17 protein-coding genes are annotated in these 22476 nt (G+C 71.3%); 10 read left to right on the top strand and 7 right to left on the bottom strand.

The window, feature by feature from the left end:
* Positions 1-2 precede the first annotated feature (2 nt).
* Complete coding sequence (gene glgA, locus O7603_RS11195; RefSeq protein ID WP_281575635.1) at positions 3-1223, bottom strand: glycogen synthase; 1221 nt, start codon at positions 1221-1223, stop codon at positions 3-5.
* Positions 1224-1293: 70 nt separating this feature from the next.
* On the opposite strand from glgA, the gene glgC reads away from it, so the two are divergent.
* Positions 1294-2526 carry a glucose-1-phosphate adenylyltransferase gene (glgC, locus tag O7603_RS11190; protein ID WP_281575634.1) on the top strand — a complete coding sequence of 411 codons (1233 nt, stop codon included), beginning with the start codon at positions 1294-1296 and terminating at the stop codon, positions 2524-2526.
* A gap of 79 nt (positions 2527-2605) precedes the next feature.
* Positions 2606-4249, top strand: coding sequence for a phosphoglucomutase (alpha-D-glucose-1,6-bisphosphate-dependent) (pgm, locus tag O7603_RS11185; RefSeq protein WP_281575633.1), 1644 nt, complete (start codon positions 2606-2608; stop codon positions 4247-4249).
* A gap of 243 nt (positions 4250-4492) precedes the next feature.
* Here the strand turns inward: pgm and O7603_RS11180 are convergent, their stop codons facing one another.
* On the bottom strand, positions 4493-5422 hold the full coding sequence (locus O7603_RS11180; protein ID WP_281575632.1) for an NAD(+)/NADH kinase: 930 nt from the start codon (positions 5420-5422) through the stop codon (positions 4493-4495).
* 462 nt (positions 5423-5884) lie between these two features.
* Between O7603_RS11180 and O7603_RS11175 the strand changes: the two genes are divergently transcribed.
* From O7603_RS11175 to O7603_RS11165, 3 genes are all read left to right on the top strand, one after another.
* Positions 5885-7102 carry a hypothetical protein gene (locus tag O7603_RS11175; RefSeq protein ID WP_281575631.1) on the top strand — a complete coding sequence of 406 codons (1218 nt, stop codon included), beginning with the start codon at positions 5885-5887 and terminating at the stop codon, positions 7100-7102.
* Between the two features lie 362 nt (positions 7103-7464).
* Positions 7465-8775 (top strand): hypothetical protein, encoded by a 1311-nt coding sequence (locus O7603_RS11170; RefSeq protein WP_281575630.1) that lies wholly within the window; start codon positions 7465-7467, stop codon positions 8773-8775.
* Between the two features lie 224 nt (positions 8776-8999).
* Positions 9000-10259 (top strand): hypothetical protein, encoded by a 1260-nt coding sequence (locus O7603_RS11165; protein WP_281575629.1) that lies wholly within the window; start codon positions 9000-9002, stop codon positions 10257-10259.
* Here the strand turns inward: O7603_RS11165 and O7603_RS11160 are convergent.
* Genes O7603_RS11160 through O7603_RS11145 form a run of 4 tightly spaced genes read right to left on the bottom strand, consistent with a single transcriptional unit; the run spans position 10243 to position 14352 of the window.
* Positions 10243-11373 carry a DegT/DnrJ/EryC1/StrS family aminotransferase gene (locus tag O7603_RS11160; protein ID WP_281575628.1) on the bottom strand — a complete coding sequence of 377 codons (1131 nt, stop codon included), beginning with the start codon at positions 11371-11373 and terminating at the stop codon, positions 10243-10245. The genes O7603_RS11165 and O7603_RS11160 overlap by 17 nt on opposite strands.
* Positions 11370-12569 (bottom strand): glycosyltransferase, encoded by a 1200-nt coding sequence (locus O7603_RS11155; protein ID WP_281575627.1) that lies wholly within the window; start codon positions 12567-12569, stop codon positions 11370-11372. Before O7603_RS11155 ends, O7603_RS11160 begins: the two co-directional genes overlap by 4 nt.
* Positions 12566-13579, bottom strand: coding sequence for a GDP-mannose 4,6-dehydratase (gmd, locus tag O7603_RS11150; protein ID WP_281575626.1), 1014 nt, complete (start codon positions 13577-13579; stop codon positions 12566-12568). Before gmd ends, O7603_RS11155 begins: the two co-directional genes overlap by 4 nt.
* 35 nt (positions 13580-13614) lie before the next feature.
* Positions 13615-14352 (bottom strand): NeuD/PglB/VioB family sugar acetyltransferase, encoded by a 738-nt coding sequence (locus O7603_RS11145; RefSeq protein WP_281575625.1) that lies wholly within the window; start codon positions 14350-14352, stop codon positions 13615-13617.
* Positions 14353-14554: 202 nt separating this feature from the next.
* On the opposite strand from O7603_RS11145, the gene O7603_RS11140 reads away from it, so the two are divergent.
* The 5 genes from O7603_RS11140 (at position 14555) to wecB (ending at position 20343) form a co-directional block, all read left to right on the top strand.
* The gene (locus O7603_RS11140; protein WP_281575624.1) at positions 14555-15691 is read left to right on the top strand and encodes a glycosyltransferase family 4 protein; all 1137 of its coding nucleotides are present in this window, start codon (positions 14555-14557) and stop codon (positions 15689-15691) included.
* Between the two features lie 140 nt (positions 15692-15831).
* Entirely contained in the window at positions 15832-16872 is a 1041-nt protein-coding gene (locus O7603_RS11135) for an SDR family NAD(P)-dependent oxidoreductase (RefSeq protein WP_281575623.1), read from the top strand.
* Positions 16866-17993, top strand: a complete 1128-nt coding sequence (locus tag O7603_RS11130) for an NAD-dependent epimerase/dehydratase family protein (RefSeq protein ID WP_281575622.1) — start codon at positions 16866-16868, stop codon at positions 17991-17993. Before O7603_RS11135 ends, O7603_RS11130 begins: the two co-directional genes overlap by 7 nt.
* Positions 17990-19222 (top strand): glycosyltransferase family 4 protein, encoded by a 1233-nt coding sequence (locus O7603_RS11125; protein ID WP_281575621.1) that lies wholly within the window; start codon positions 17990-17992, stop codon positions 19220-19222. The genes O7603_RS11130 and O7603_RS11125 overlap by 4 nt, the downstream gene beginning before the upstream one ends.
* The gene (gene wecB / locus O7603_RS11120) at positions 19219-20343 is read left to right on the top strand and encodes a UDP-N-acetylglucosamine 2-epimerase (non-hydrolyzing) (protein ID WP_281575620.1); all 1125 of its coding nucleotides are present in this window, start codon (positions 19219-19221) and stop codon (positions 20341-20343) included. Before O7603_RS11125 ends, wecB begins: the two co-directional genes overlap by 4 nt.
* Positions 20344-20557: 214 nt before the next feature.
* Here the strand turns inward: wecB and O7603_RS11115 are convergent, their stop codons facing one another.
* A complete protein-coding gene (locus O7603_RS11115) occupies positions 20558-22432 on the bottom strand; it encodes a nucleoside-diphosphate sugar epimerase/dehydratase (protein WP_281575619.1) in 1875 nt (624 codons plus the stop codon).
* Positions 22433-22476: the final 44 nt, after the last annotated feature.

Genomic DNA, 22476 nt, shown 5'->3' with positions numbered 1-22476 from the left:
GCTCAGCCCACGGCGCCCACCGACCGGTAGACCTCCAGCGTCCGCGCCGCGATCGCGTCCCAGGAGAAGTGCTCGACCGCCCGCCGCCGGCCCGCCCGGCCGAACTCGGCGATCCGCTCCGGGTCGGCCAGCAGTTCGTTCATCCGGGCCGCCAGGTCGGCCACGAAGCGCGCCGGGTCCAGCGGCCGGCCGGACCCGTCGGTGGCCTGCTCGATCGGGACCAGTAGCCCGGTCTCCCCGTCGGCGACGACCTCCGGGATGCCGCCGGTGGCGGTCGCCACCACCGCGGTCTCGCACGCCATCGCCTCCAGGTTGACGATGCCCATCGGCTCGTAGACCGACGGGCAGACGAAGACCGTGGCGTGCGTGAGCACCTGGATCACCTCGTGCTTGGGCAGCATCTCGGCCACCCAGACCACCCCGGAGCGCGTCGCCCGCAGCTCGGCCACCAGGCCCTCCACCTCGGCGGCGATGTCCGGGGTGTCCGGCGCCCCCGCCAGCAGCACCAGTTGGGTGTCGGTCGGCAGCTCCCGCGCCGCGCGCAGGAGGTAGGGCAGCCCCTTCTGCCGGGTGATCCGGCCGACGTAGACGACGCTCGGCGCCGCCGGGTCGATGCCGAGTCGGTCGAGCACGTCGGTGCCCGGGTCCGGCGCGTACTGCCGGGTGTCGATGCCGTTGTAGACCACCCGGACCCGGTCCGGGTCCACCGCCGGGTACGCGGTCAGCACGTCCCGCCGCATCCCCTCACTGACCGCGATGACCGCGTCGGCCGACTCCACCGCCGTCCGCTCACACCAGTAGGAGAGCGCGTAGCCGCCGCCGAGCTGCTCGGCCTTCCACGGCCGCAGCGGCTCCAGGCTGTGCGCGGTGACCACGTGCGGCACCCCGTACAGCAACTTCGCGGTGTGCCCGGCCAGGTTCGCGTACCAGGTGTGGCTGTGCACCACGTCGGTGCCCGCGCAGCCGGCCGCCATCTCCAGGTCCACACCCATCGTGCGCAGCGCCGGGTTCGCCCCGGTCAGCCCCGGCGGGTCGGCGTACGCGGTGACCCCCGGCTCGGTGCGCGGCGCGCCGAAGCAGTGCACCCGCACGTCGGCGAGTCGACGCAGCTCCCGGGCCAGGTACTCCACGTGCACCCCGGCGCCGCCGTAGACCTCCGGCGGGTATTCGCGGGTGAGCAGATCGACGCGCAGCTGTCCGGCGGCCGGGGAGGAGTCGGTCATGCCCGCACCCTAGTGCAGAAGTCCGACCGTACGAGTGGTGAAGTCGGACGCGGGTGGTTAGCGTCTGAGCATGGCTGCCAAGGTGCTCGCGATCGTCCTGGCCGGCGGAGAGGGCAAGCGCCTGATGCCGTTGACCACGGACCGGGCCAAGCCGGCCGTCCCGTTCGGCGGGATGTACCGCATGGTCGATTTCGTCCTCTCCAACCTGGCCAACGCCGGCTTCCTCAAGATCGTGGTGCTGACGCAGTACAAGTCGCACTCGCTGGACCGGCACATCACCAAGACCTGGCGGATGTCCACCCTGCTCGGCAACTACGTCACCCCCGTGCCGGCACAGCAGCGCCGCGGCCCGTGGTGGTTCGCCGGCTCGGCGGACGCCATCTACCAGAGCTTCAACCTGATCAACGACGAGCAGCCGGACCACGTGATCGTCTTCGGCGCCGACCACATCTACCGCATGGACCCGCGGCAGATGGTGGAGGACCACATCGCCTCCGGCGCCGGCGTGACCGTAGCCGGCATCCGGCAGCCGCTGTCGACCGCCGACCAGTTCGGCGTGATCGAGGTCGGCTCGGACGGCCGACGGATCCGGGCGTTCCGCGAGAAGCCCACCGACGCGGTCGGCCTGCCCGACGCGCCGGACCAGATCTACGCCTCGATGGGCAACTACGTCTTCAGCACCAAGGCGCTCTGCGAGGCGGTGGAGCGCGACGCGGAGGACAAGACCAGCAAGCACGACATGGGCGGCAGCATCATCCCCATGCTGGTCGAGCGGGGCGAGGCGAACGTCTACGACTTCAAGGACAACGAGGTCCCGGGCAGCACGGACCGGGACCGCGGCTACTGGCGCGACGTCGGGACGCTCGACTCGTTCTACGACGCCCACATGGACCTGATCAACGTGCACCCGGTGTTCAACCTCTACAACTTCGACTGGCCGATCTACACCGAGCAGCCGCCGTACCCGCCGGCGAAGTTCGTGCACCAGTGGGGCGAGCGGGTCGGCCGCGCGGTCGGCTCGATGGTCTCGCCCGGCGCGGTGATCTCCGGCTCTCTCGTCGAGAACTCGGTCGTCTCGCCCAAGGTGAAGGTGCACTCCTGGGCGCACGTCGACGGCGCGGTGCTCATGGAGGGTGTCGAGATCGGCCGGCACGCGGTGGTCCGGCGCGCCATCCTGGACAAGAACGTGTTCGTCCCGGAGGGTGCCGAGATCGGCGTCGACCTGGAGAAGGACCGCCAGCGCTACACCGTCTCGGACAACGGCATCGTGGTGATCGGCAAGGGCCAGCGGGTCGAGCCGTGACCCCGGTCGCCGCACGCATGAGACCGCCCGCCGCCGGGAAGGAAGCGGCGTCCGCCCCATCCGCGAGGAGGTTGCCGCAGTGACCCACCCCCGTGCCGGCCAGCCCGCCGAGCCCGCCGACCTGGTCGACGTGCCCCGGCTGGTGACCGCCTACTACGCCGAGCACCCGGACCCGGAGGACCCGGCGCAGCAGGTCTCCTTCGGCACCTCCGGGCACCGGGGGTCGAGCCTGCGCCGCGCCTTCAACTCCGACCACATCCTCGCGGTCACCCAGGCGCTCTGCGACTACCGCCGGGACGCCGGCATCGACGGTCCGCTCTTCCTGGGCCGGGACACCCACGCGCTGTCCACGCCGGCCGCGGTCGACGCACTGGAGGTGCTCGCCGCCAACGAGGTCACCGTGCTGGTGGACAGCCGGGACGGCTACACGCCCACCCCCGCGCTGTCGCACGCCGTCCTCACCCACAACCGGGGCCGCACCCACGGGCTCGCCGACGGCATCGTGATCACCCCGTCCCACAACCCGCCCGACGACGGCGGGTTCAAGTACAACCCGACCCACGGCGGCCCGGCCGACAGCGACGTCACGAGGTGGATCCAGGACCGGGCTAACGCGATCCTCGCCGGCGGGCTCGCCGTGGTCCGACGGATCCCGTACGCCCGCGCCCGCGCCGCCGACACCACCAGGACGTACGACTTCCTCGGCAGCTACGTCGACGACCTGCCGGCGGCGATCGACCTCAACGCGGTCCGGGCCGCCGGGGTCCGGATCGGCGCCGACCCGCTCGGCGGGGCGAGCGTGGCCTACTGGGGCGAGATCGCCGAGCGGCACCGACTCGACCTCACCGTGATCAACCCGACCGTCGACCCGACCTGGCGGTTCATGACCCTCGACGGCGACGGCAAGATCCGGATGGACTGCTCGTCGCCGAACGCGATGGCCTCGCTGATCGCCGCCCGCGCCGCCTACCAGGTCTCCAGCGGCAACGACGCGGACGCCGACCGACACGGCATCGTCACCCCCGACGGCGGGCTGATGAACCCCAACCACTACCTGGCGGTGGCGATCGGGCACCTGTTCCGCACCCGGTCCCAGTGGGGCCCGGCGGCGGCGGTGGGCAAGACCCTCGTCTCCTCGTCGATGATCGACCGGGTCGCCGCCGACCTGGGCCGGCCGCTGCTGGAGGTGCCGGTCGGCTTCAAGTGGTTCGTGCCCGGGCTGCTCGACGGCGCGGTCGGTTTCGGCGGCGAGGAGAGCGCTGGCGCCTCGTTCCTGCGACGCGACGGGAGCACCTGGACCACCGACAAGGACGGCATCCTGCTCTGCCTGCTCGCCTCCGAGATCATCGCCACCACCGGCCGGACGCCCAGCGAGCACTGGACCGAGCTGGCCGAGCGCTTCGGTGCGCCGACGTACGCCCGGATCGACGCCCCGGCGACCCGCGAGGAGAAGGCGGTGCTCGGCAAGCTCTCCCCGGAGCAGGTGACCGCCACCGAGCTGGCCGGCGAACCGATCACCGCCACCCTCACCACCGCGCCCGGCAACGGCGCGCCGATCGGCGGGCTCAAGGTCACCACCGAATCCGGCTGGTTCGCCGCCCGCCCCTCCGGCACCGAGGACGTCTACAAGATCTACGCGGAGTCGTTCCAGGGGCCGGACCACCTCACCCGGATCCAGCAGGAGGCGAAGGACCTCGTCACCGAGGTGCTCAAGCAGGCCTGAGACGACCGACCCGGAGCGTCCGACTCGTCCCGCGTTTCGAAGCGCGGGCGCGGCGCCTCTCCGCTCCGATCTTGGTGGCCTTGCCGGGGCCGTTTCCCCCAAGATCCGGTGATCGTGGCCGTGGCTGTGGGTCGTCGTGCGGCGGTCCCGCCCTGGCGGGCCTCGAGGGCGTGGTGGCGCTCGGACTGGCCTTCGTGGGCCCGGTCTCCGGGCGTGGAGCGCGCCCGGGGGGTGGCTTCGCGGTCAGCGGGGTGGGGGCAGCTCGCGGCGGTTCAGCTGCTCGCGGAGGCCCTCCGGGAGCAGCTCGCGGAGCTGCTCCGGCAACAGCGGCAGGTCCAGCAGGCTGAGCTTGAGCTGGTTGCGCTCCTGGTAACGCCGCGGGTCCAGGCGCACCACCAGCCCCGCCTCCCGGCGGAAGCTGATGTCGACGGTCCCCTCCGTGGCCGCCTCCCGGATCACCAGGCCGTCCATCTCCACCGCCACCGGGGCGGAGCCGGGCGTCAGCTCCAACCGGATCTTCTCGTCCGGCGAGAGCACCACCGAGCGGGAGATCCCGGCCATCGGCGCCGACGGGGTGACCACCACGGCCTGCGTGGCGGGGGAGACCAGCGGACCCCCCGCCGCGTAGCTGTACGCGGTCGACCCGGTCGGGGTGCTCACCACCAGCGCGTCGCAGCGGTAGTAGCCGTAACGCTGGCCGTCCACCGCCAGGGTGGCGGTGACGAAGCCGGCGCCCGGCTGCCGGACCAGCGCGATGTCGTTGAAGGCCACGACGTCGTCGCCGCAGACGTCGCACACCAGGCAACTGTGCGTCTCCACGGTGAAGTCCTTGTTGGCCAGCCGGTCCAGCGCCGCCGGCAGCTCCGGCGGTTCGACCTCGATCAGGAAGCCGAGCCGCCCCAGGTGCACGCCGAGCACCGGCTTCGGGTCGTCGACCACCATCCGGAGCGCGCCGAGCATGGTGCCGTCCCCGCCGATGCTGATCAGCGCGCTCACGCGCCGGGGCAGCTCGTCGTCGGGCAGCGCCTCGACCATCGCGGGCACCCGGTGCCGATCCTCGGCGCGCACGGCGAGGCCCTTGCCGTGCCGGGCCGCCCAGTCGGCGATGATCTCGACAATCCCGGAGACATCCCTCGTCGGGTGCAGCACCAACCCGAGCAGGACGCGGTCCATGCGTACAGCTCATCACATCCGTGCGGGATCGGGCAGCCGTACCGGGAGGTGAGGCGGTAGGCCCGGACCGACCTGACGACTCGCTCCGACTGGACGGCCCCGTGGTCCAATCCGGCCCAGCGAGGTGGATGCGGATTGACCGCAGTCACGGTGATCGCGATGACGTCCATCGTCGAACGGCCGCGACGAACGTCATCGGGCGTAGCCGAACGTTTAGCCATCTCTGGGACACTTGGGCAAGTATCGTGCTGAAGCATGTCCTTTGCCCGAAGCCCTCGTTCCTCAGCAGGTGAACGTCAGATCGGGGTGCGCCCGATGGCCACGGTGAGGGGCGGCGGAGTGCTCAGCTCGCCCGTCGGCGCCGTGCTCCCACCGGGGGAGCGGCGCGGCGACCCGGGCACTCGCTCCGGCGTTGCCGGGCGGTCGGCCGCCCGGGTCTTGCGCTGCTACCCAGTCAGCCTCGTGGTGCTCGCACCGTACGTGCTGTTTATCCTTCCGGTCGCGGTGGTGTATGACAACCCCGACATCGGGTTCCTGGTACGTCTGGTCGGCCTGGCGCTGATGGGCAGCGTGCTGGTGGAGACGGCCGCGATGCCGCTCCGCAGATCATCGCGCGGTTGGGATCGACGCGTACGGGCGGCGAACGACCACCCGCGCATCTACCACATTGCCCGCGGAGTCACCGTGGTCAGCATTGTCGCGGACCTGACCGGCGCCGTGGTCGGGCGTGGAACGGTCTTTACACAGGTGTCCGGAAGCCTTCCCGACTCACCGCTCTCTAGTCTCTCCGCCCTCGTGTCCGGCTGGTCGGCGCTCGCCGTCGCACTGCTGATCGCCTCGCGTCTGGGCGGCCATGCCACCACGCGGAGGGTCGGTGGCTGGCTGCTCGCGCTGGCGCTGATCCAGGCGCTTCTCGTCGTCATGACGGCCCGTTCTGCGCCCCTGCTCGGGTTCATCTCGTTCCTGGCGGCGGCGGGCGCCATCTCAGGGGTCATCCGGGCCCGCTACCTCGCGGTGGCTGCCGTCGTGCTCGCCCTCGCTTGGCCCGCCATCTTCGAGGTGCGCAACGACATCCGTCAAGACGGCGGTGTCAGTGTGTCCGAACAGGTCACGGCGGACGACCGTCTCCGGCTCGACCTTCAGATGTCGGCGGCCGCCCACCACCAAGTCCCGGTGGACCTGCCGCAGCCCGGCCCGGCGGACTACCTCCGGTACGGGCTGGTACCCCGGCTACTTGACCCTGACCGTCCCACAATCTCCACCGGAGTCGAGATAAACCAGTACCTCGGTGGTAGCGCCACCTCGGCCTACAGCTTCCTGGCTCTGGGGAACGTGTACTTCCTCGATGGACCTTGGGCAGTGGTTGTCTTCTACGGGCTGTGGTCGGCCCTCGTGGTGCTGTTGCTCCGTGCGGGCGGAGCTCCCGGTCCGATGCGGCTCGCCGTTCTCTGCTTCGCGCTCGCCGGCCCGCTGCTTTGGTCCAGCACATACCCCGATTCCGTGATCGCCTTCGTACAGCACTCGGTATCTGCAGTGCCGGTGTTCCTGCTGCTTCGCCTTAGCGACCGGCGTGGCAGATCGGCAAGGGAGGAACAGCAGGCAGGCAGGCATCGTCGGGAAGGAGCTGCGGAGGTTGGCCACGCGGCACCCGCCCGAGTGGCGCGCACGGCTCGCGTATGAGGTTTAGAGCCAGACGTTCCACTTCGGGCTGGGGTCCGAACTCGCACCCGTCGGGACCGTCGCCGACGCGGGTGCGGGACGGGGCTCTTCTCGGTCGGGCACACCGATTTGGGCATGTCCATCGGGTGATCGACGAGGTCACCGGCCCGAGAGACGAGTCCCGGACCGACGAGTTGCTCGCCCTGCATCGCTCCGCCGGCAGCAAGGTGAAGGTCCGCGACGTCGTCTGGGACGGGCTGGGACCGGTGCCGCTCCCGACCCACTCTGTTCCGACATCTACCCGCTCGGACGCAGGCCCGTCGACCGCTGACGGCTGGCCCGATCCACGACGAACCCGACCTCGACTGAAAGGTGCAGACTCAATGGACCGTTCCTGGCTTGGTCGCGCCGCCCTGCGTGCCCGTCACCAGGGGCTGGCGCGGAAAATCGCCCTGTACGACGAAGGCCGGGACCGCACGTGGATCGAGCGGCACCAGGTCCGACGGTTCAACGAGGTGTGGGAGTACTGCCTCGCGGAGGTGCCGTTCTACCGGTCGTGGCGTCGGGAGCACGGTCTTCCGGAGCGGATCGACCGGCTCGCGGAGCTGCGGGATTTCCCATCGTTGACAAAGGAAATCCTCATCGCCCGGCACGACGAGATCTTTCAGAACGGCCGCATCCGCGACGCCTACACGACTGGCGGCAGCACCGGGCAGCCGACACGTTATCCACGCGGCGCTGGTGAAGTCGACAGGCGGTGGATCGACGCGTACCTCGGCCGCCACTGGGCGGGGGTTCGCCCGACGGATCCCGGTGTGCTGCTGTGGGGGCACTCTCATCTCTTCGGCGCGGGCCTGCGCGGCAGACTTGCCCAGGCACAGCGAAGGCTCCTCGACCTGGTCGTGAACGTCACTCGGCTCAACGCATACGATCTGAGCGAGCCGTCGCTGCGCGCGCACTACCTGGCGGCGCGCCGACGTGACCCGGTTGTGCTCACGGGTTACACCTCGGCGATCTTCAAGCTGGCTCGGTACATAGAACGGAATCAGCTCGACCTGGGCGAACCACGGCGGTTGCGTGCGGTGGTCCTATGTGCCGAGACGGCCAGCGACGCGGACATCGCAATGGTGGAGCGGGTTTTCAAGGTTCCGGCGGTGATCGAATACGGTTCGGCCGAGACCGGCGTACTCGCCATGTCCCGTCGGAGCACGCGGGACATCAGGGTCATCTGGGACAGCTTCGTCTGTCTCACCGACGCCGACGGGGAACTCAGCGTCACCACGCTGACCGGTCGCCTCTTCCCACTGGTGCACTACGCCATCGGCGACCGGGTCGAGCCCAGCGACGTGGTGGACGGCAACGCCCTTGCCTTCCGCGCCGTCCTCGGCCGGCAACAGGACGTCGTCAGGGTGGGGTCGGCCCGGGGCGTGCTCGACCTGTCCGCGATCCTCCCGGTGCACATTCTCAAGTCGTATCCGGGCATCGTCGGGGTGCAGTTCCAGCAGGTGCGTCCGGACGCCCTGCGCATTCACGTCGAGGCGGACCGGCGACTCGACCTGACGGACGTGGGCGCGTTCTTCGTACGCGAACTGCGTAAGGATCATCCGGAGCTGATCGCGGACTCGATCAGCTTCGCCCAGATCTCCGATCCCGCCCGGACTCGGGCCGGCAAGCACGCTCTTTTCGTCCCGTGAGGACTGACGGTCGTCGTCGAAATACCGTCCGTGTAGCGGAGAGGTGAGGGTCGTTTGAATTTGGTGCCGACACTTCGGGTGTGCGACCGACGTGGTGGGCCTGAGTGAGAATGCGCCACCTCGCCGTGGGTTCACCCCTCCCCGGTACGCGGCCAAACCGTGCCTGTACCGTCGTCCGGCGTTTCGTCGGCGGTCGTGCCCCCTGGGCAGTCCTTACGACCGCTGTGTCGAGCCTGGGCAACCTCCTGCTGTCACTGACCGTCGCCCGGCTGGCGACGATCGACGACCTCGGCCGGTTCGCCCTGGCCTTCTCCCTCTACGTGCTGGCCACCGGCCTGTCTCGGACGGTGGTGACCGAGGCCGTCCTGGCCGAGGCGGTGGTTGAGGGGACGCGTCGCCGTGCAGTCGCAGCGGGCAGCCGTCGCGTCGTCGCCGTCGGCGTCGGGTGCGCCCTGCCACTGCTCGCCGGCGGAATCGTCGACCGGTCTAGCTATCTGCTCCTCGGCGGTGTCGCGCTGCCCGGTCTTTTGCTGCACGACTACGCGAGGAGCGTCGGGGTGGGGGTGGGACGGCCACGCCGTCCGTGCGTCCGGGAGGTGATCTGGACCACGCTGACAGCGCTCGCCGCTCTGCTGGGCCTGACCGGGGTGGTGGGGCCATCTGCCGTCTTCGGCCTGTGGGCGGGTGCCGGCGCCCTGCTCGGGTACGTCACGGCACTCCTGAGCGGCCACCAGATCTGGCCAGGCTGGCGAATGGACCGTCCGGGTAGCCACGCGGCACTCAGCTACGGCCTGCAGTTCCTGCTCACCGCCGGATCGGCCCAGCTCGCTCTGACGGCTCTGGGCGTGACCGTCGGCATGGCCGTCGTGGGCGCGTTGAGCGCCGGGCGCACCGTGCTCGGTCCGGCGACGCTCCTCGTGGGGAGTGCCACCTCGCTCGTCATCCCCTACCTCGCCCGCGTCCGGACGGCGACCGCACCCGCCCGCCGGCGCGCCGCCGCGCGGGTCACGGTCGCCCTGCTCCTCGCCACCGCTCCGGCCTGCCTGTTCGTGCTGCTGCTGCCCGACCGCCTGGGCGAGGCGGTCCTCGGCGACAACTGGCGGCACGCGGAGCCGCTGTTGTGGCTGCTCGCGCTGGAGGTCCTACTCGGCGGGACGGCCATGGTGGCTTTCGCGGGGCATCGGGTTCACGGCGCCGCCCGTCGGGCCCTGCTCCTCGGCGGTGCACTCGGCGTGCTCAGAGTCCCGGTGGTCGTGGCCTGTGCCGTGGTGTGGGGAGCGGTCGGTGCCGCAGTCGCACTGGCGCTCATGGGGCTGATCAGTGCCGCGGCGTGGTGGGCCAGCTACCTGCAAACGACCGGCGGCGGTCACGACGGTGGCGCGCCGGTCGTGGGCGGCCGACCGACCGGTACGCCGACGGCTGCTTCGGGCGCCGAGGGAGGCGAGTCCCGGCTCTCCGCGTCCCGGGTCAGCGGCGGCCGCTGATCCCGGAGAGGGCAGCCCGTACCCGGTCGATGATGACCTTCACGTCCACGTCCGAGAGTTCGGCGAAGGTCGGCAGGTTGATGCCGCGCCGGGCCAGGTCGGCGGTGACAGGGTGGTCGCCGGCGGCGTCCGCATACGGCGGCAGGTCCGGGATGGGGACGAAGAACGGTCGCGTGTCGACGCCGAGCAGGTCGAGCGTCCGGGCGAGCTCGTCGCGCAGCCCTCCCGTGCCGGGGGGACCGACGAGGAAGGATGCCATCCACGGTGCGCGGCGCACGCCGGGCAGGACCGGTTGGGGGTTGATCAGCGGAGGGTCGCTCAACTCACGCTCGTACGTGGCGATGACCGCGTCCCGCCGGCCGACGATCTCGTCGGCGCGTTCGAGTTGGGCGCAGAGCAGCGCTGCCGCGAGGTTGGTGAGCCGATAGTTGAAGCCGACGACGGGGAAGAAGTAGCGCCGGCGGGGATCCATGCCCTGGTTCCGGAGCAGCCGCATCCGCTCGGCAAGTGCCGGGTCGGAGGTGGTCACGCAGCCTCCTTCGCCGGCGGTGATCACCTTGTTGCCGAAGAACGAGAATGTGGTGGCGTCGGCCAGGTCGCCGGTCGGACGGCCGTCCAGGAGGGCGCCGAACGACTCGGCGGCGTCGGCGACCAGGAGCAGTCCGTGCCGCGCGCAGAGCGCCCGCAGCGCGGGGTAGTCGGCCGGGTGGCCGTACAGGTCGACGGCCACGACGGCACGCGTACGGGGGCCGACGGCGGCTGCGGCCTGCTCCACGTCGATGCACCAGCTCTCCGGCGACACGTCGACGAACACCGGTCGGGCACCACAGTAGGTGACCGCGTTCGCGGTGGCGACGTAGGTCAGGGCCGGGACGATGACCTCGTCGCCGGGGCCGATGCCTGCGGCCGCGAGCACGAGGTGCAGCGCAACTGTGCCGTTGCCGGTGGCCACGGCCGTCGCCGCACCGCACCTTGCCGCGAACTGTTCCTCGAATCGTTGGAGGTACGGCCCCTGGGAGGAGACCCAGCCGCTCCGGTACGCGTCGAGTAGGTACCGCTCCTCGAGGTCGGACAGGCAGGGACGCGCGACCGGGTAGCGATCCTGTGCGCTCAACGGGCTCCTCCGGAACTCAACGTTTCGGCGAACGACGACCGAGGGATCGGCCCTGGCCGGCCCGCCCGCACCCAGTCCAACACGGCGACGTAGTCGGCGGCGGTGTCCGGCCATGTGCGTGCCGCCAGTAGTGCGCCGGCCGCCCGGGAGGAGCGCGCATAGTGCTCTCGCTCGCGCAGCAGCCGCCGGACGGCTGCCGCGAGGTCGGCCGGGTCGTGTGCCGCGAAGACAGCCGCCTCGGCCCGGGTGAAGTCGAGCTGGGCCAGCAGCGGTTCCGAGTCGGCGCAGGCCACGGGGAGCCCCCAGCTGAACGCCTCGAGCATGGCCCCGCTGGCCGCCTCCCACAGGGACGGCACGACCACTGCCGAGGCGCGGGCGTACATCGACGCCAGTTCCTCGGTGCTCACGAATCCCGGGAAGGAGACCCGTCCACGCAGGTCGGGCCGGTCGGCGCGGGCGCGCAGCCGGCTTGCCTCGGGCTCCACCAGGGGTCCTGGGCACACGAGACGGCACTCCGGGAGTAGCGCCATCGCCTCCAACAGTGTGGCGTGGTTCTTCAGCGGCGCGGTCGACGACGGATACACCAGCAGACCCGGTTCGGGCTCGGTCGACGGTAGGGTGCGCGCGGCGTGGAAAGCGGGCAGTGGAATCATCGCGATCTTGTCGCGCGCCTCGGGAAACGCGCGCACCGCCTGCTCGTACGGGTGCGGCCAGGACAACACCACGGCGGCCGCCCGGGCCACGTTCCGCCGGATGACCTCCGCGAAGCCCGGAGAGCCGAGGCCCGGCTGAAGCTGACGAAGGTCGTGCAGCACGATGACGGACGGGTCCACGTTCACCGGCACGCCCGCGAACGGGTAGACCGTGACATCCGCGCCCGTAACCGGGGCGCGGTTCCACTGCCGGACGAGGTTGACGGTGCGACGCAGGGCCACCGAGGTCACCGCGCTGCGGGGGGTGTGCCGGCGCAGCAGGCGGCCGAGCCGGTTGTCCGTGCGCAGGGGCGTACGGACTTCCGACCACCCGATTCGCTCCGACGGGACCCGCCGGCGCCACTCGTCGCCGGTGCCGTTCAGCACGTGGACGGTCAGCTCGTGCGGACCGTCGGCCATGCCGTTGAGCAGCCCATAGGTGAACGCCTCGATACCCGCCGAGTGTCCCGGCCGCACGGAGGTGGCGTCGATGCCGATCCTCACCGGTCGACCCGGACGAGCCGGCCCATCCGCTCGTCCTCGAGCAACTGCCGGTCCGCGTCCACCATCACCCGCACCAGATCGGCGAAGTGGGTCTTGGGTGCCCACCCCAGCTTCCGGCGGGCCTTGCCGTAGTCGCCGATCAGTGCGTCCACCTCGGCCGGGCGGAAGTAGGCCGGGTCCGTGACGACGTACGTCTGCCAGTCCAGTCCGACGTGGGCGAACGCGGTCTCGACGAACTCGCGCACGGTGTGTCCCTCGCCGGTCGCGACGACAAAATCGTCCGGGTGGTCCTGCTGGAGGGTGAGCCAGACCGCCTCCATGTACTCCGGTGCGTATCCCCAGTCGCGGACCGCGTCCAGGTTGCCCAGGTAGAGCTTGTCCTGGATGCCGGCCTCGATCCGGGCGACCGCCCGGCTGATCTTCCGGGTCACGAAGTTCTCGCCCCGCCGAGGACTCTCGTGGTTGAACAGGATGCCGTTGGCGCAGTACATCCCGTACGACTCCCGGTAGTTCACCGCCGCCCAATAGGCGAAGACCTTCGCGCACGCGTACGGGCTGCGCGGATGGAACGGGGTCTCCTCGCGCTGCGGCGGCGGGGTCGAACCGAACATCTCCGAGGAGGACGCCTGATAGAAGCGGCTGCTCACCCCGGCCAGCCGGGCCGCCTCGAGCAACCGCAGGGCACCCATCCCGGTGACGTCGGCCGTGTAGCTCGGTATGTCGAAGGAGACCCGCACGTGACTCTGCGCGCCCAGGTTGTAGATCTCGTCGGGTTGGATGTCGCGCAGCAGAGCCACCAGCGAGCCCGCGTCGGACAGGTCGCTGTAGTGCAGGAACAGGCGCGCGTCCGGATGCCGTGGGTGCACGTCGATCCGATCGATCCGCTCCGTGTTGAAGCTCGACGACCGACGCTTGAGACCGTGCACCGTGTAGCCCTTGTCGAGAAGAAGTTCCGACAGGTAGCTGCCGTCCTGCCCGGTGATGCCGGTGATGAGTGCGACTCGACTCATGCCGCGCCTTTCCCGAAAGTGAGAGTTGTCTACGATCAGTACACCGGGGGATGGTTCGGCCGCAGAATCCGCGCGGGAACACCCACCACCACGACGTTCTCCGGAACGTCGTGGACAACCACTGCGCCGGCGCCCACCACCGCGTTTCTTCCAATGGAAATGTTGTCGATGACGGTGGCGCCGGCGGCGATGGTCGCGCCCCGGCCGACCCGGCTGCTGCCCGCCACCCTGCACCCCGGCAGCAGTGTGGCGAAGTCGCCGATCTCGGTGTCGTGACTCACCGTCGCTCCGGTGCCGACGTGTACGTGTCGCCCGAGGCGGACATCGGTCGTGAGGATCGCGCCGGGCCACAAAACACTGCCGTCGCCCAGCGTGCACCGGGCGCCGACGGTCGCCGCCGGAGAGACCAACGAGCCGGGGCGGCGACCGTTGCGGCTGGCCAGATGGTCGATCCGGGCCCGTACGGAACCGTCGCCGACGCCGATGAGGTAGCGCACCGAAAGGTCGGCGCTGTCCAGCCAGTCGTCCTCGCCGAGCCAGGGGACCGGGAGGCGGGCCGCCTCGGCGGCCCGATGCGGGCCCAGGCACCCGAGCAGCGGATACCCTGCCTCCTCCCCGATCCAGGCGATCTCCCGCGCGTGTCCGGACGTGCCCAGCACGACCAGGGGTGAACGGGCGAAAGCGGTCCGGTCGGGGGCGGTAATGCGAGCGACCTCGGCGGTGGTCATGGCACGGTTATACCGGCGTCGCGATAGCGCCATCTCGTCTTTCATGTTTGCCGCGACAATTGCCGGTCGGAGACGAATCTCTCAGCCAGCAAGGTTCGCGGAATCGGTAACCGTCGGCGCGGACGCTCGTTTGCAGAATCGTCGCCGAATCGCTGGACGCGGGAGGTCCCTGGTGCGGGAGAACCACCTGATTCCCCGTCCGGCCCAAGGCGGGCGGCCGATCCTCACGGAACCGGCACCGTTTCGGGTGCTGGTCACCTCCACGTTCTTCGAGCCGGGTTTTCGCGGTGGCGGCCCGGTCCGCTCTGTCGCGCACATCCTCGACGCGGCCGCACCAGGGGTGGCCCCGATCCTGGTCACCAGAGACCGCGATCTGGGCGCGACCGAGGCGTACCCGGGACTGTCTGGGCGGTGGGTCGATCGCGGCCGGGCCCGGGTGTTCTACCTGCCGCGGCGACGGCCCCGGCAGTGGTACGGCCTCTGGCGTCAGCTGCGGGCCGCGCGCTTCGACCTGCTCTATGTCAACAGCCTCTGGGCGCCGATGTCGTTGGTGCCGATCCTCGCCGTCCGGCTGCGCCTGCTGCGCGCGGACCGGGTGATGGTCGCGCCCAGGGGCGAGTGCTCGCCCGGCGCGCTGTCGCTGAAGTCCGGCCGCAAGCGGTTGTTCGTCACCGGCTGGCGTCGGGTGCTCCGTAGTCTCGGCGTCGAGTTCCATGCCTCGACGGAGCGGGAGGCGGCCGACGTGCGCGGGATGTTTCCGTGGGCGACCGTCCGGATCAACGCCAACCAGACGGGGCTGCCGCTCGAGCCGGCGCCGGTCCCCGCTCCCGTGCCGGGCCCTCTGCGGCTGGTGTTCGTAGGCCGGATCGCCGCTATGAAGAACCTGGCCCTCGCTCTGGAGGCCCTGGCGGGCGTGGGACGGCCGGTGACGCTGGACGTCTACGGCCCGATCGAGGACGCCGCCTACTGGCGGCGTTGCGAGGCGCTGTTGGCGGCGCTTCCGCCGAACGTCCGGGCCACATACCGGGGCAGCCTTGCACCGTCGGCCGTGCTGGACGTCTTCGCCGACCACGACGCGCTGGTGCTGCCGACCCTCGGCGAAAACTTCGGCCACGTCATCGCGGAGAGTCTCGCCGCCTCCTGCCCGGTGCTCTGCTCTGACCGGACACCGTGGACCTCGGTGCTGCGGGACGGCGGCGGCGCGGTGCCGCCGGAGCTCACCGCCGGCGCGTGGGCGGCGGAGATCGAGCGCTGGGCGGCGCTCAGTCCCAAGCAGCGCCATGCTGCCCGGCTGGCGGCGGGGGACGCCTACCGCCGGTGGCGCGCCGACCTCGCTGGGGCGAACATCCTGGACCTGGTTCGGGGTGCCGCCGATTCGGGTTAACCGCCGGACGATCAGCGGAAGTTTATCCGGTTTGTGGTGTTTCGGCGTGTCTGACCGATACCTCGCTCGTTGCTCGACATGTGGCCGTCCGACCGCCTCCGGGGGCGCGCCTGATCTGTGAGCAACGAACAGGAGCTTCCGTGACCCACTCAGTAGCCGGACGCCGAGTACTCATTACCGGCGGCACCGGCTCCTTCGGCCAGACCATGGTGCGCCGCCTCCTCGACCGGGGCGCCGGCGAGATCCGGGTGTTCAGCCGTGACGAGGCCAAGCAGGACGCGATGCGCCGGTCGCTCGCCGACGAACGGGTCCGCTACTACGTCGGGGACGTGCGCGACTACGACTCGGTGCTGAAGGCCAGCCGCGGCATCGACTACATCTTCCACGCGGCCGCCCTCAAGCAGGTGCCGTCGTGTGAGTTCTTCCCGCTGGAGGCGGTCCGGACCAACGTGCTGGGCAGCGCCAACGTGGTCGAGGCGGCCGAGCGCAACGGGGTGGGCTCGGTGGTGGTGCTCAGCACCGACAAGGCCGTCTACCCGGTGAACGCGATGGGCATGAGCAAGGCGATGATGGAGAAGGTCGCCCAGGCGCACGCGCGGAACAACCCGACCAGCGCCACGACTGTCTCCTGCGTCCGGTACGGCAACGTCATGTACTCGCGCGGGTCGGTGATCCCGCTGTTCATCGAGCAGATCAAGGCGGGTCGGGCGCCCACGGTGACCGACCCGGGGATGACCCGCTTCCTGATGTCGCTGGCCGACTCGGTGGAACTGGTCGAGCACGCCTTCCGGCACGCCCGGCCCGGGGACATCTTCATCCGCAAGGCCGCGGCCTGCACCATCGGCGACCTGGCCGAGGCGGTCTGCCTGCTCTTCGACGTGCCGGCCAAGCTCGACGTGATCGGCGTACGGCACGGCGAGAAGCAGGACGAGACGCTGGCCAGCCGGGAGGAACTCGTCCAGGCCGAGGACTTCGGGGACTTCCTCCGGGTCCCGCTGGACGCGCGCGACCTCAACTACGCGCTGTACGTCTCCGAGGGCGACCTCGGTCGCGGCCCGACCGAGGACTTCAACTCGGCGAACGCGCCGCGGCTCGGCGTACCCGAGATCGTGGAGTTGCTGAAGACGCTGCCCGAGGTCCGCGCGGAGCTGGCCCTGCGGGATCCGGTGTTGGCGTGCTGAGGCTGGCGGTCACCGGCGCCGGTGGCTTCCTCGGCTGGCACGTCCGGGTGCTGCTGCGCGCGCTGGGCTGGCCGGAGCCGACCGTGCTCACCCGTTCCGATCTCGCCGACCCCGCAGTCTTGGCGGCGAGGGTGGACGGCGTCGACCGGGTGCTGCACCTGGCCGGCGTGAACCGGGGGGAGCCGGCCGAGGTCGCGGCCGGCAACGTGCAGCTCGCCGCGCAGCTCGCCGAGGGTCTCAAGCACTGCGCGAACCCGCCCGCGCGGGTGGTGTACGCGAACTCGGTGCAGGCGGGCAACGGCAGCCCGTACGGCGACAGCAAGGCCGCCGCGGCGCGGCTGCTGGCGGACACCGGGGTCGACCTCGACAACGTCCTGCTGCCGAATCTCTACGGCGAGCACGGCCGGCCCTACTACAACTCGGCGGTGGCGACCTTCTGCCGGGTGCTCGCCGAGGGCGGCCGGCCGGAGGTGCACGCCGACCGCGAGCTGGGCCTGGTACACGTCACCGACGCGGCCGCCCGGCTCGCCGGCGTACCGGCCGGCGGGTCCTGGGACCCGGCCATGCCGGCGCTGCGGATCAGCGTCCGGGACCTGGTCGGCCGGCTCACCGAGGTGGCCGCGACATACCGGACGGGGGAGATCCCGTCCCTGGTGGACCGGCACGACGTGCGGCTGTTCAACACCTACCGGTCGCACTGCTTCCCCGCGCACTATCCGCTCCCGCTGCCCCGCCGCGGGGACGCCCGCGGCGAGCTGGTCGAGACGGTCAAGGCGCACGGCGGCGCGGGACAGACGTTCTGCTCCACCACCCGGCCGGGCATCACCCGCGGCGAGCACTTCCACCTGGCGAAGGTGGAGCGGTTCGTGGTGCTGCGCGGCTCGGCCGAGATCAGCCTGCGCCGCGTCGGCGACACCGAGGTGCTGAGGTTCCCGGTGCGCGGCGAGGAGCCGGTGCTGGTGGACATGCCCACGATGTGGGTGCACAAGCTGGTGAACACCGGCCCGGACGAGCTGGTCACCATGTTCTGGACCAACGAGCTGTTCGACCCGGACCGGCCAGACACCTGGCCCGAGCCGGTGGAGGCCGCCCGGCCGGCGCCCGTGGCGGTCGGGGCGTGAAGATCGGCCTGATCAGCCAGTGGTATCCGCCGGAGGGCGTGTTCATCCCGGGCAACCTGGCCCAGCAACTGGCCGAACGTGGCCACGAGGTGCGGGTGCTCACCACGTTCCCCAGCTATCCGTACGGCCGGGTCTTCCCGGGGTGGCGGCAGCGCTGGCGGCACCGGGAGACCGACGGGCCGGTCGCCGTCCGGCGGGTGCCGGCCTATCCCAGCCATGACACGTCGGCAGCCCGGCGGGCCCTGAGCCACCTCTCCTTCGGCGCCAGCAGCGCGGCCGGGGTGGGGTGGCTCGCCGGCGTCGACGTCACGTACGTCTATCACCCGCCGCCCACGTCGATCGCCGCCGCGGCCCTGCTGCGCGCCGCCCGGCGGACGCCGGTCGTGCTGCACGTCCAGGACCTGTGGCCCGAGTCGGTGCTCGGATCCGGAATGGCGCCGACCGGCCGAAAGGGTCGGGCCATGGAACGCGCGCTGGGTGGGCTCATGCGCCGGACGTACCGGCTCGCCGACGCCGTCGTGGTGATCTCGCCGGCGATGGCGGAGCGGGTCGTGGCGCGCGGCGCCGACCCGGACCGGGTACGGGTGGTCTGGAATTGGACCGACGACGCCCTCTTCCGGCCGGTGCCCGGCACCGACGAGGCCCGCGCGGTGCTGGGCCACCGCGGGCGTCCCACCGTCATGTTCGCCGGCAACATCGGCCTGTTGCAGGGCCTCGAGACGGCCATCCGGGCGGCCGCCGCGGTCGACCAGATCGACCTGGTGCTGGTCGGGTCCGGTGCCGGCGAGCACGCCGCCCGCCGGCTCACCGCCGACCTCGGCGCCGACAACGTACGGTTCGTCGGTCGGCGCCCGGCCGAGCAGATGGCCGAGCTGTACGCCGCCGCGGACTGGCAGCTGGTCTGCCTGCGCGACGTGCCCGCCCTGCGGGCCGCCGTCCCGTCGAAGCTGCAGGCCGCGCTGGCCTGCGGCGTGCCGGTGATCGCCTCCGTGGCCGGCGACACCGCCGCCCTGGTGCGGTCGACCGGGGTCGGTCTCGCCTGCCCGCCGGAGGACTGGCGGGCGCTGGCCGACCGGTTCGTGGCGGCGGCGAGCCTGCCGGACGCCGCCCGGCGGGAGATGGGCGATCGGGCCCGCCAGGTCTACCGGGAGCGGATGTCGCTGCGGGTGGGCGTCGACCAGTTCGAGGACATCCTGACGAAGGCGGCAGCACAGAGAGGACGGGCATGACCCGGATCATGACGGTGGTCGGTACCCGGCCGGAGATCATCAGACTGTCCCGGGTGATCACCCGGCTCGACGACACGGTCGACCACGTGCTGGTGCACACCGGGCAGAACTGGGATCCGACCCTCTCCGACGTGTTCTTCACCGAGCTGCGGCTGCGCCAGCCGGACCGGTTCCTGGAGGTCGACACCTCCTCGCTCGGCCGGGTGCTCGGCGGCGTGCTGGTCGGCATGGAGGCGGCGATCGCCGACCTGCGGCCGGACGCGCTGCTCGTGCTCGGTGACACCAACAGCTGCATCGCGGCGCTGATGGCCCGGCGGATGCGGGTGCCGGTCTACCACATGGAGGCCGGCAACCGGTGCTTCGACCTCAACGTGCCGGAGGAGACCAACCGCCGGCTGGTCGACCACGTCGCCGACTTCAACCTGGTCTACACGGAGCACGCCCGGCGCAACCTGCTGGCCGAGGGGCTGCACCCGAGGCGGATCCTGCACACCGGTTCGCCGATGCGGGAGGTGCTGGAGCACTACCGCGCGGACATCGAAGCCTCCACGATCCTGCGGCAGCTCGAACTCGACCGGGGCCGCTACTTCATGGTTAGCGCCCACCGGGAGGAGAACGTGGACCAGCCGGCCCGGCTGCGGCGGCTGCTCGACTGCCTGCGGGCGGTCCACGACCGCTGGGGCCATCCCGTGCTGGTGTCCACGCACCCGCGTACGCGCAAGCGGCTGGAGGCGCTGGCGCCGGACGCCACGGCGCTGGAGGGGATCGCCTTCCACGAGCCGTTCGGCCTGGTCGACTACGTGCACCTGCAGACCCGGGCGTACTGCACGCTCTCTGACAGCGGGACGATCAGCGAGGAGGCCGCGATCCTCGGCTTCCCCGCGGTCACGCTGCGCGAGTCGATCGAACGGCCGGAGGCGCTGGACGCTGGCGGGATCATCATGACCGGCCTCGACCCGGCGGGCGTGGTCGAGGCCGTGCAGGTCACCGTCGACCAGGTCGCCGCGCAGGGTGTTCCCTGCCCGGTCGACTACCAGGTCCCGGACACTTCCCGGCGGGTGGTGGACTTCATCCTCTCCACCGTCCGCCGGCACCACGACTGGGCGGGCATCCGCCGCTGACCCGCGTCACCCGAGGCCGGCGACCACGACCGTGGTCGCCGGCCTCACCGTCTCTCCCCGCGCCGGGCCGCGGGCCCGTGCCCCCTCGCTCGCGCCTCGCCGGTGTCGGCCTCCGTCGCCGGCGGGTCTGCACGAGACGGGGGTGGCACCCCGTACGGTGCCACCCCCGGTTGCCTCGTCCGCCACCCCACGCGCGGGGCGGGGCCGGTGGATATCAGTGCGACGACATCGGCACGCCCAGCGGACCGTCGACCACCGGGTCGACCGGAAGGGCGCAGAGCAGGGCGAGCTGTTCGACGACCTTGGCCGGCTCGGCGTACGGGTCCAGCCCGCTCACCTCCATCGGGTCGAGGGCGGGCACGCGCACGTGCGACACCAGCGGGTGGAACGGGCGGGTGTCGATCTCGCCGGTGCCCAGCAGGTCCTCGTGCAGCTTCTCCCCGGGGCGCAGGCCCGTGTAGACGATCGGCACCGAGCTGGACGCCTGCTCGGCCATCTGCCGGGCCAGGTCGGCGATACGCACCGGCTCACCCATGTCCAGCACCAGCGCCTCCCCGTCGCGCCCGATATCGGCGGCCTGGAGCACCAGGTGGACGGCCTCCTGGACGGTCATCAGATAGCGGGTGACCTCCGGGTGGGTGACGGTCAGCGGCTTGCCGGCCTCGATCTGCTGCTGGAACGCCGTCACCACGGAACCGCGGCTGCTCAGGACGTTGCCGAACCGGACGCTGAGGAACGTGCCCGGGAACCGTGAGGCGGCGTGCGCGGTCAGCCGCTCGGTGATCCGCTTCGAGTAGCCGAGCACGCTGATCGGGTCGGCCGCCTTGTCGGTGGAGATGTTCACGAACTTCGCCACGTCCCGGCAGGCGTCCAGCACCGACAGGGTGCCCCAGACGTTCGTCTTGACCGCCTCACCCGGGTGCCGCTGGAGCAGGGTCAGGTGTTTGAGCGCCGCGGCGTGGAAGATGATGTCGGGACGGCGCTCCCGGATGATCTGCCGGATGCCCTCGTCGTCCCGCAGGTCGGCCAGGATCAGCTCCGGGCCGTCGAGCAGGGCCCGACCGGCGAGCGACATCTGGAGGCCGTGCAGGGCGGACTCGTCCCGGTCCAGCATCATCAGCTCGCCCGGGTCGGCCTTCATCACCTGCCGGCACAGCTCCGAGCCGATCGACCCGCCGGCGCCGGTGACCAGGATCCGACGCCCGGTGAGGCTGTTCATGCTGAACGGCAGGTCGCCGACCACCTGGCGACGGCCGAGCAGGTCGCTGATCCGCACGTCGCGTACGTCGGTGACGGTGATCCGGTGGTCGACCAGGTCCCGCACCGGGGGCAGCACCTTGAAGGCGGCCCCGGCGTGGAGGGTGGCCTCGCGGATCTGCCGGATCAGGGAGGCGTCGGCGTTGGCGACCGAGAAGATGACCGCGGTGGCACCGGTACGCCGGACCGCGGCGCCGACGTCGTGCCGCCCGCCGAGCACGCGTACCCCTCGGATGCGCAGGTCACGCTTGTCCGGGTCGTCATCGAGGGCGCCGACCGGCAGGTACCGTCCCCGCGGGTCGCTGAGCAGGGCGCGCAGCAGATCCTGCCCGGCGTCGCCCATCCCGAACAGCAGCACCGGCGTCGAGGACCGCACGTCCGGTCGCATGGCGAGGTCGCGCCGGTGTCGGTACGCGAACCGGGCGCCGAGCATGAACAGCAGCGCGAGCGCGCCGCCGACCAGCGGTGTGCTCGCCGGCACCGGCCGGTCCGCGGAGGGCAGCAGGCCCAACAGCACGATGGCCGCCGTCGTGATCGTCGTGCCGGCGACGCCCTGGACCTCCTGCAGGCTGCCCAGGGGGTGCCGTCCGGAGTAGAGCCGGCGCAGCGCGGCCACCGCCACGTACACGATCGCGGCGACCGCGCCGATCGCGGCGGCCCGGGCCAGCTGACCCGGGGGGAGCTGGAACTCGTAGCGGGTCCAGGCGGCCGCGACGAGACCGCCGATCCAGGCGGTGGTGTCGGTGGTGAGGAACCCGACGGCGCGGCGACGCGCCCGGGCCCGCCGCGACCGCCGATCCGTGCGTTCGCTGCTCTCAGTGTCCTGCGGCATATGGGTGGCTCCCTGTCCGTCTCCCGACCGCTTCCGCCCGAACG

Source organism: Micromonospora sp. WMMD812 (assembly GCF_027497215.1).
In the GTDB taxonomy this organism is placed as follows: domain Bacteria; phylum Actinomycetota; class Actinomycetes; order Mycobacteriales; family Micromonosporaceae; genus Micromonospora.
This window is presented reverse-complemented; position numbering and strand designations above follow the sequence as displayed.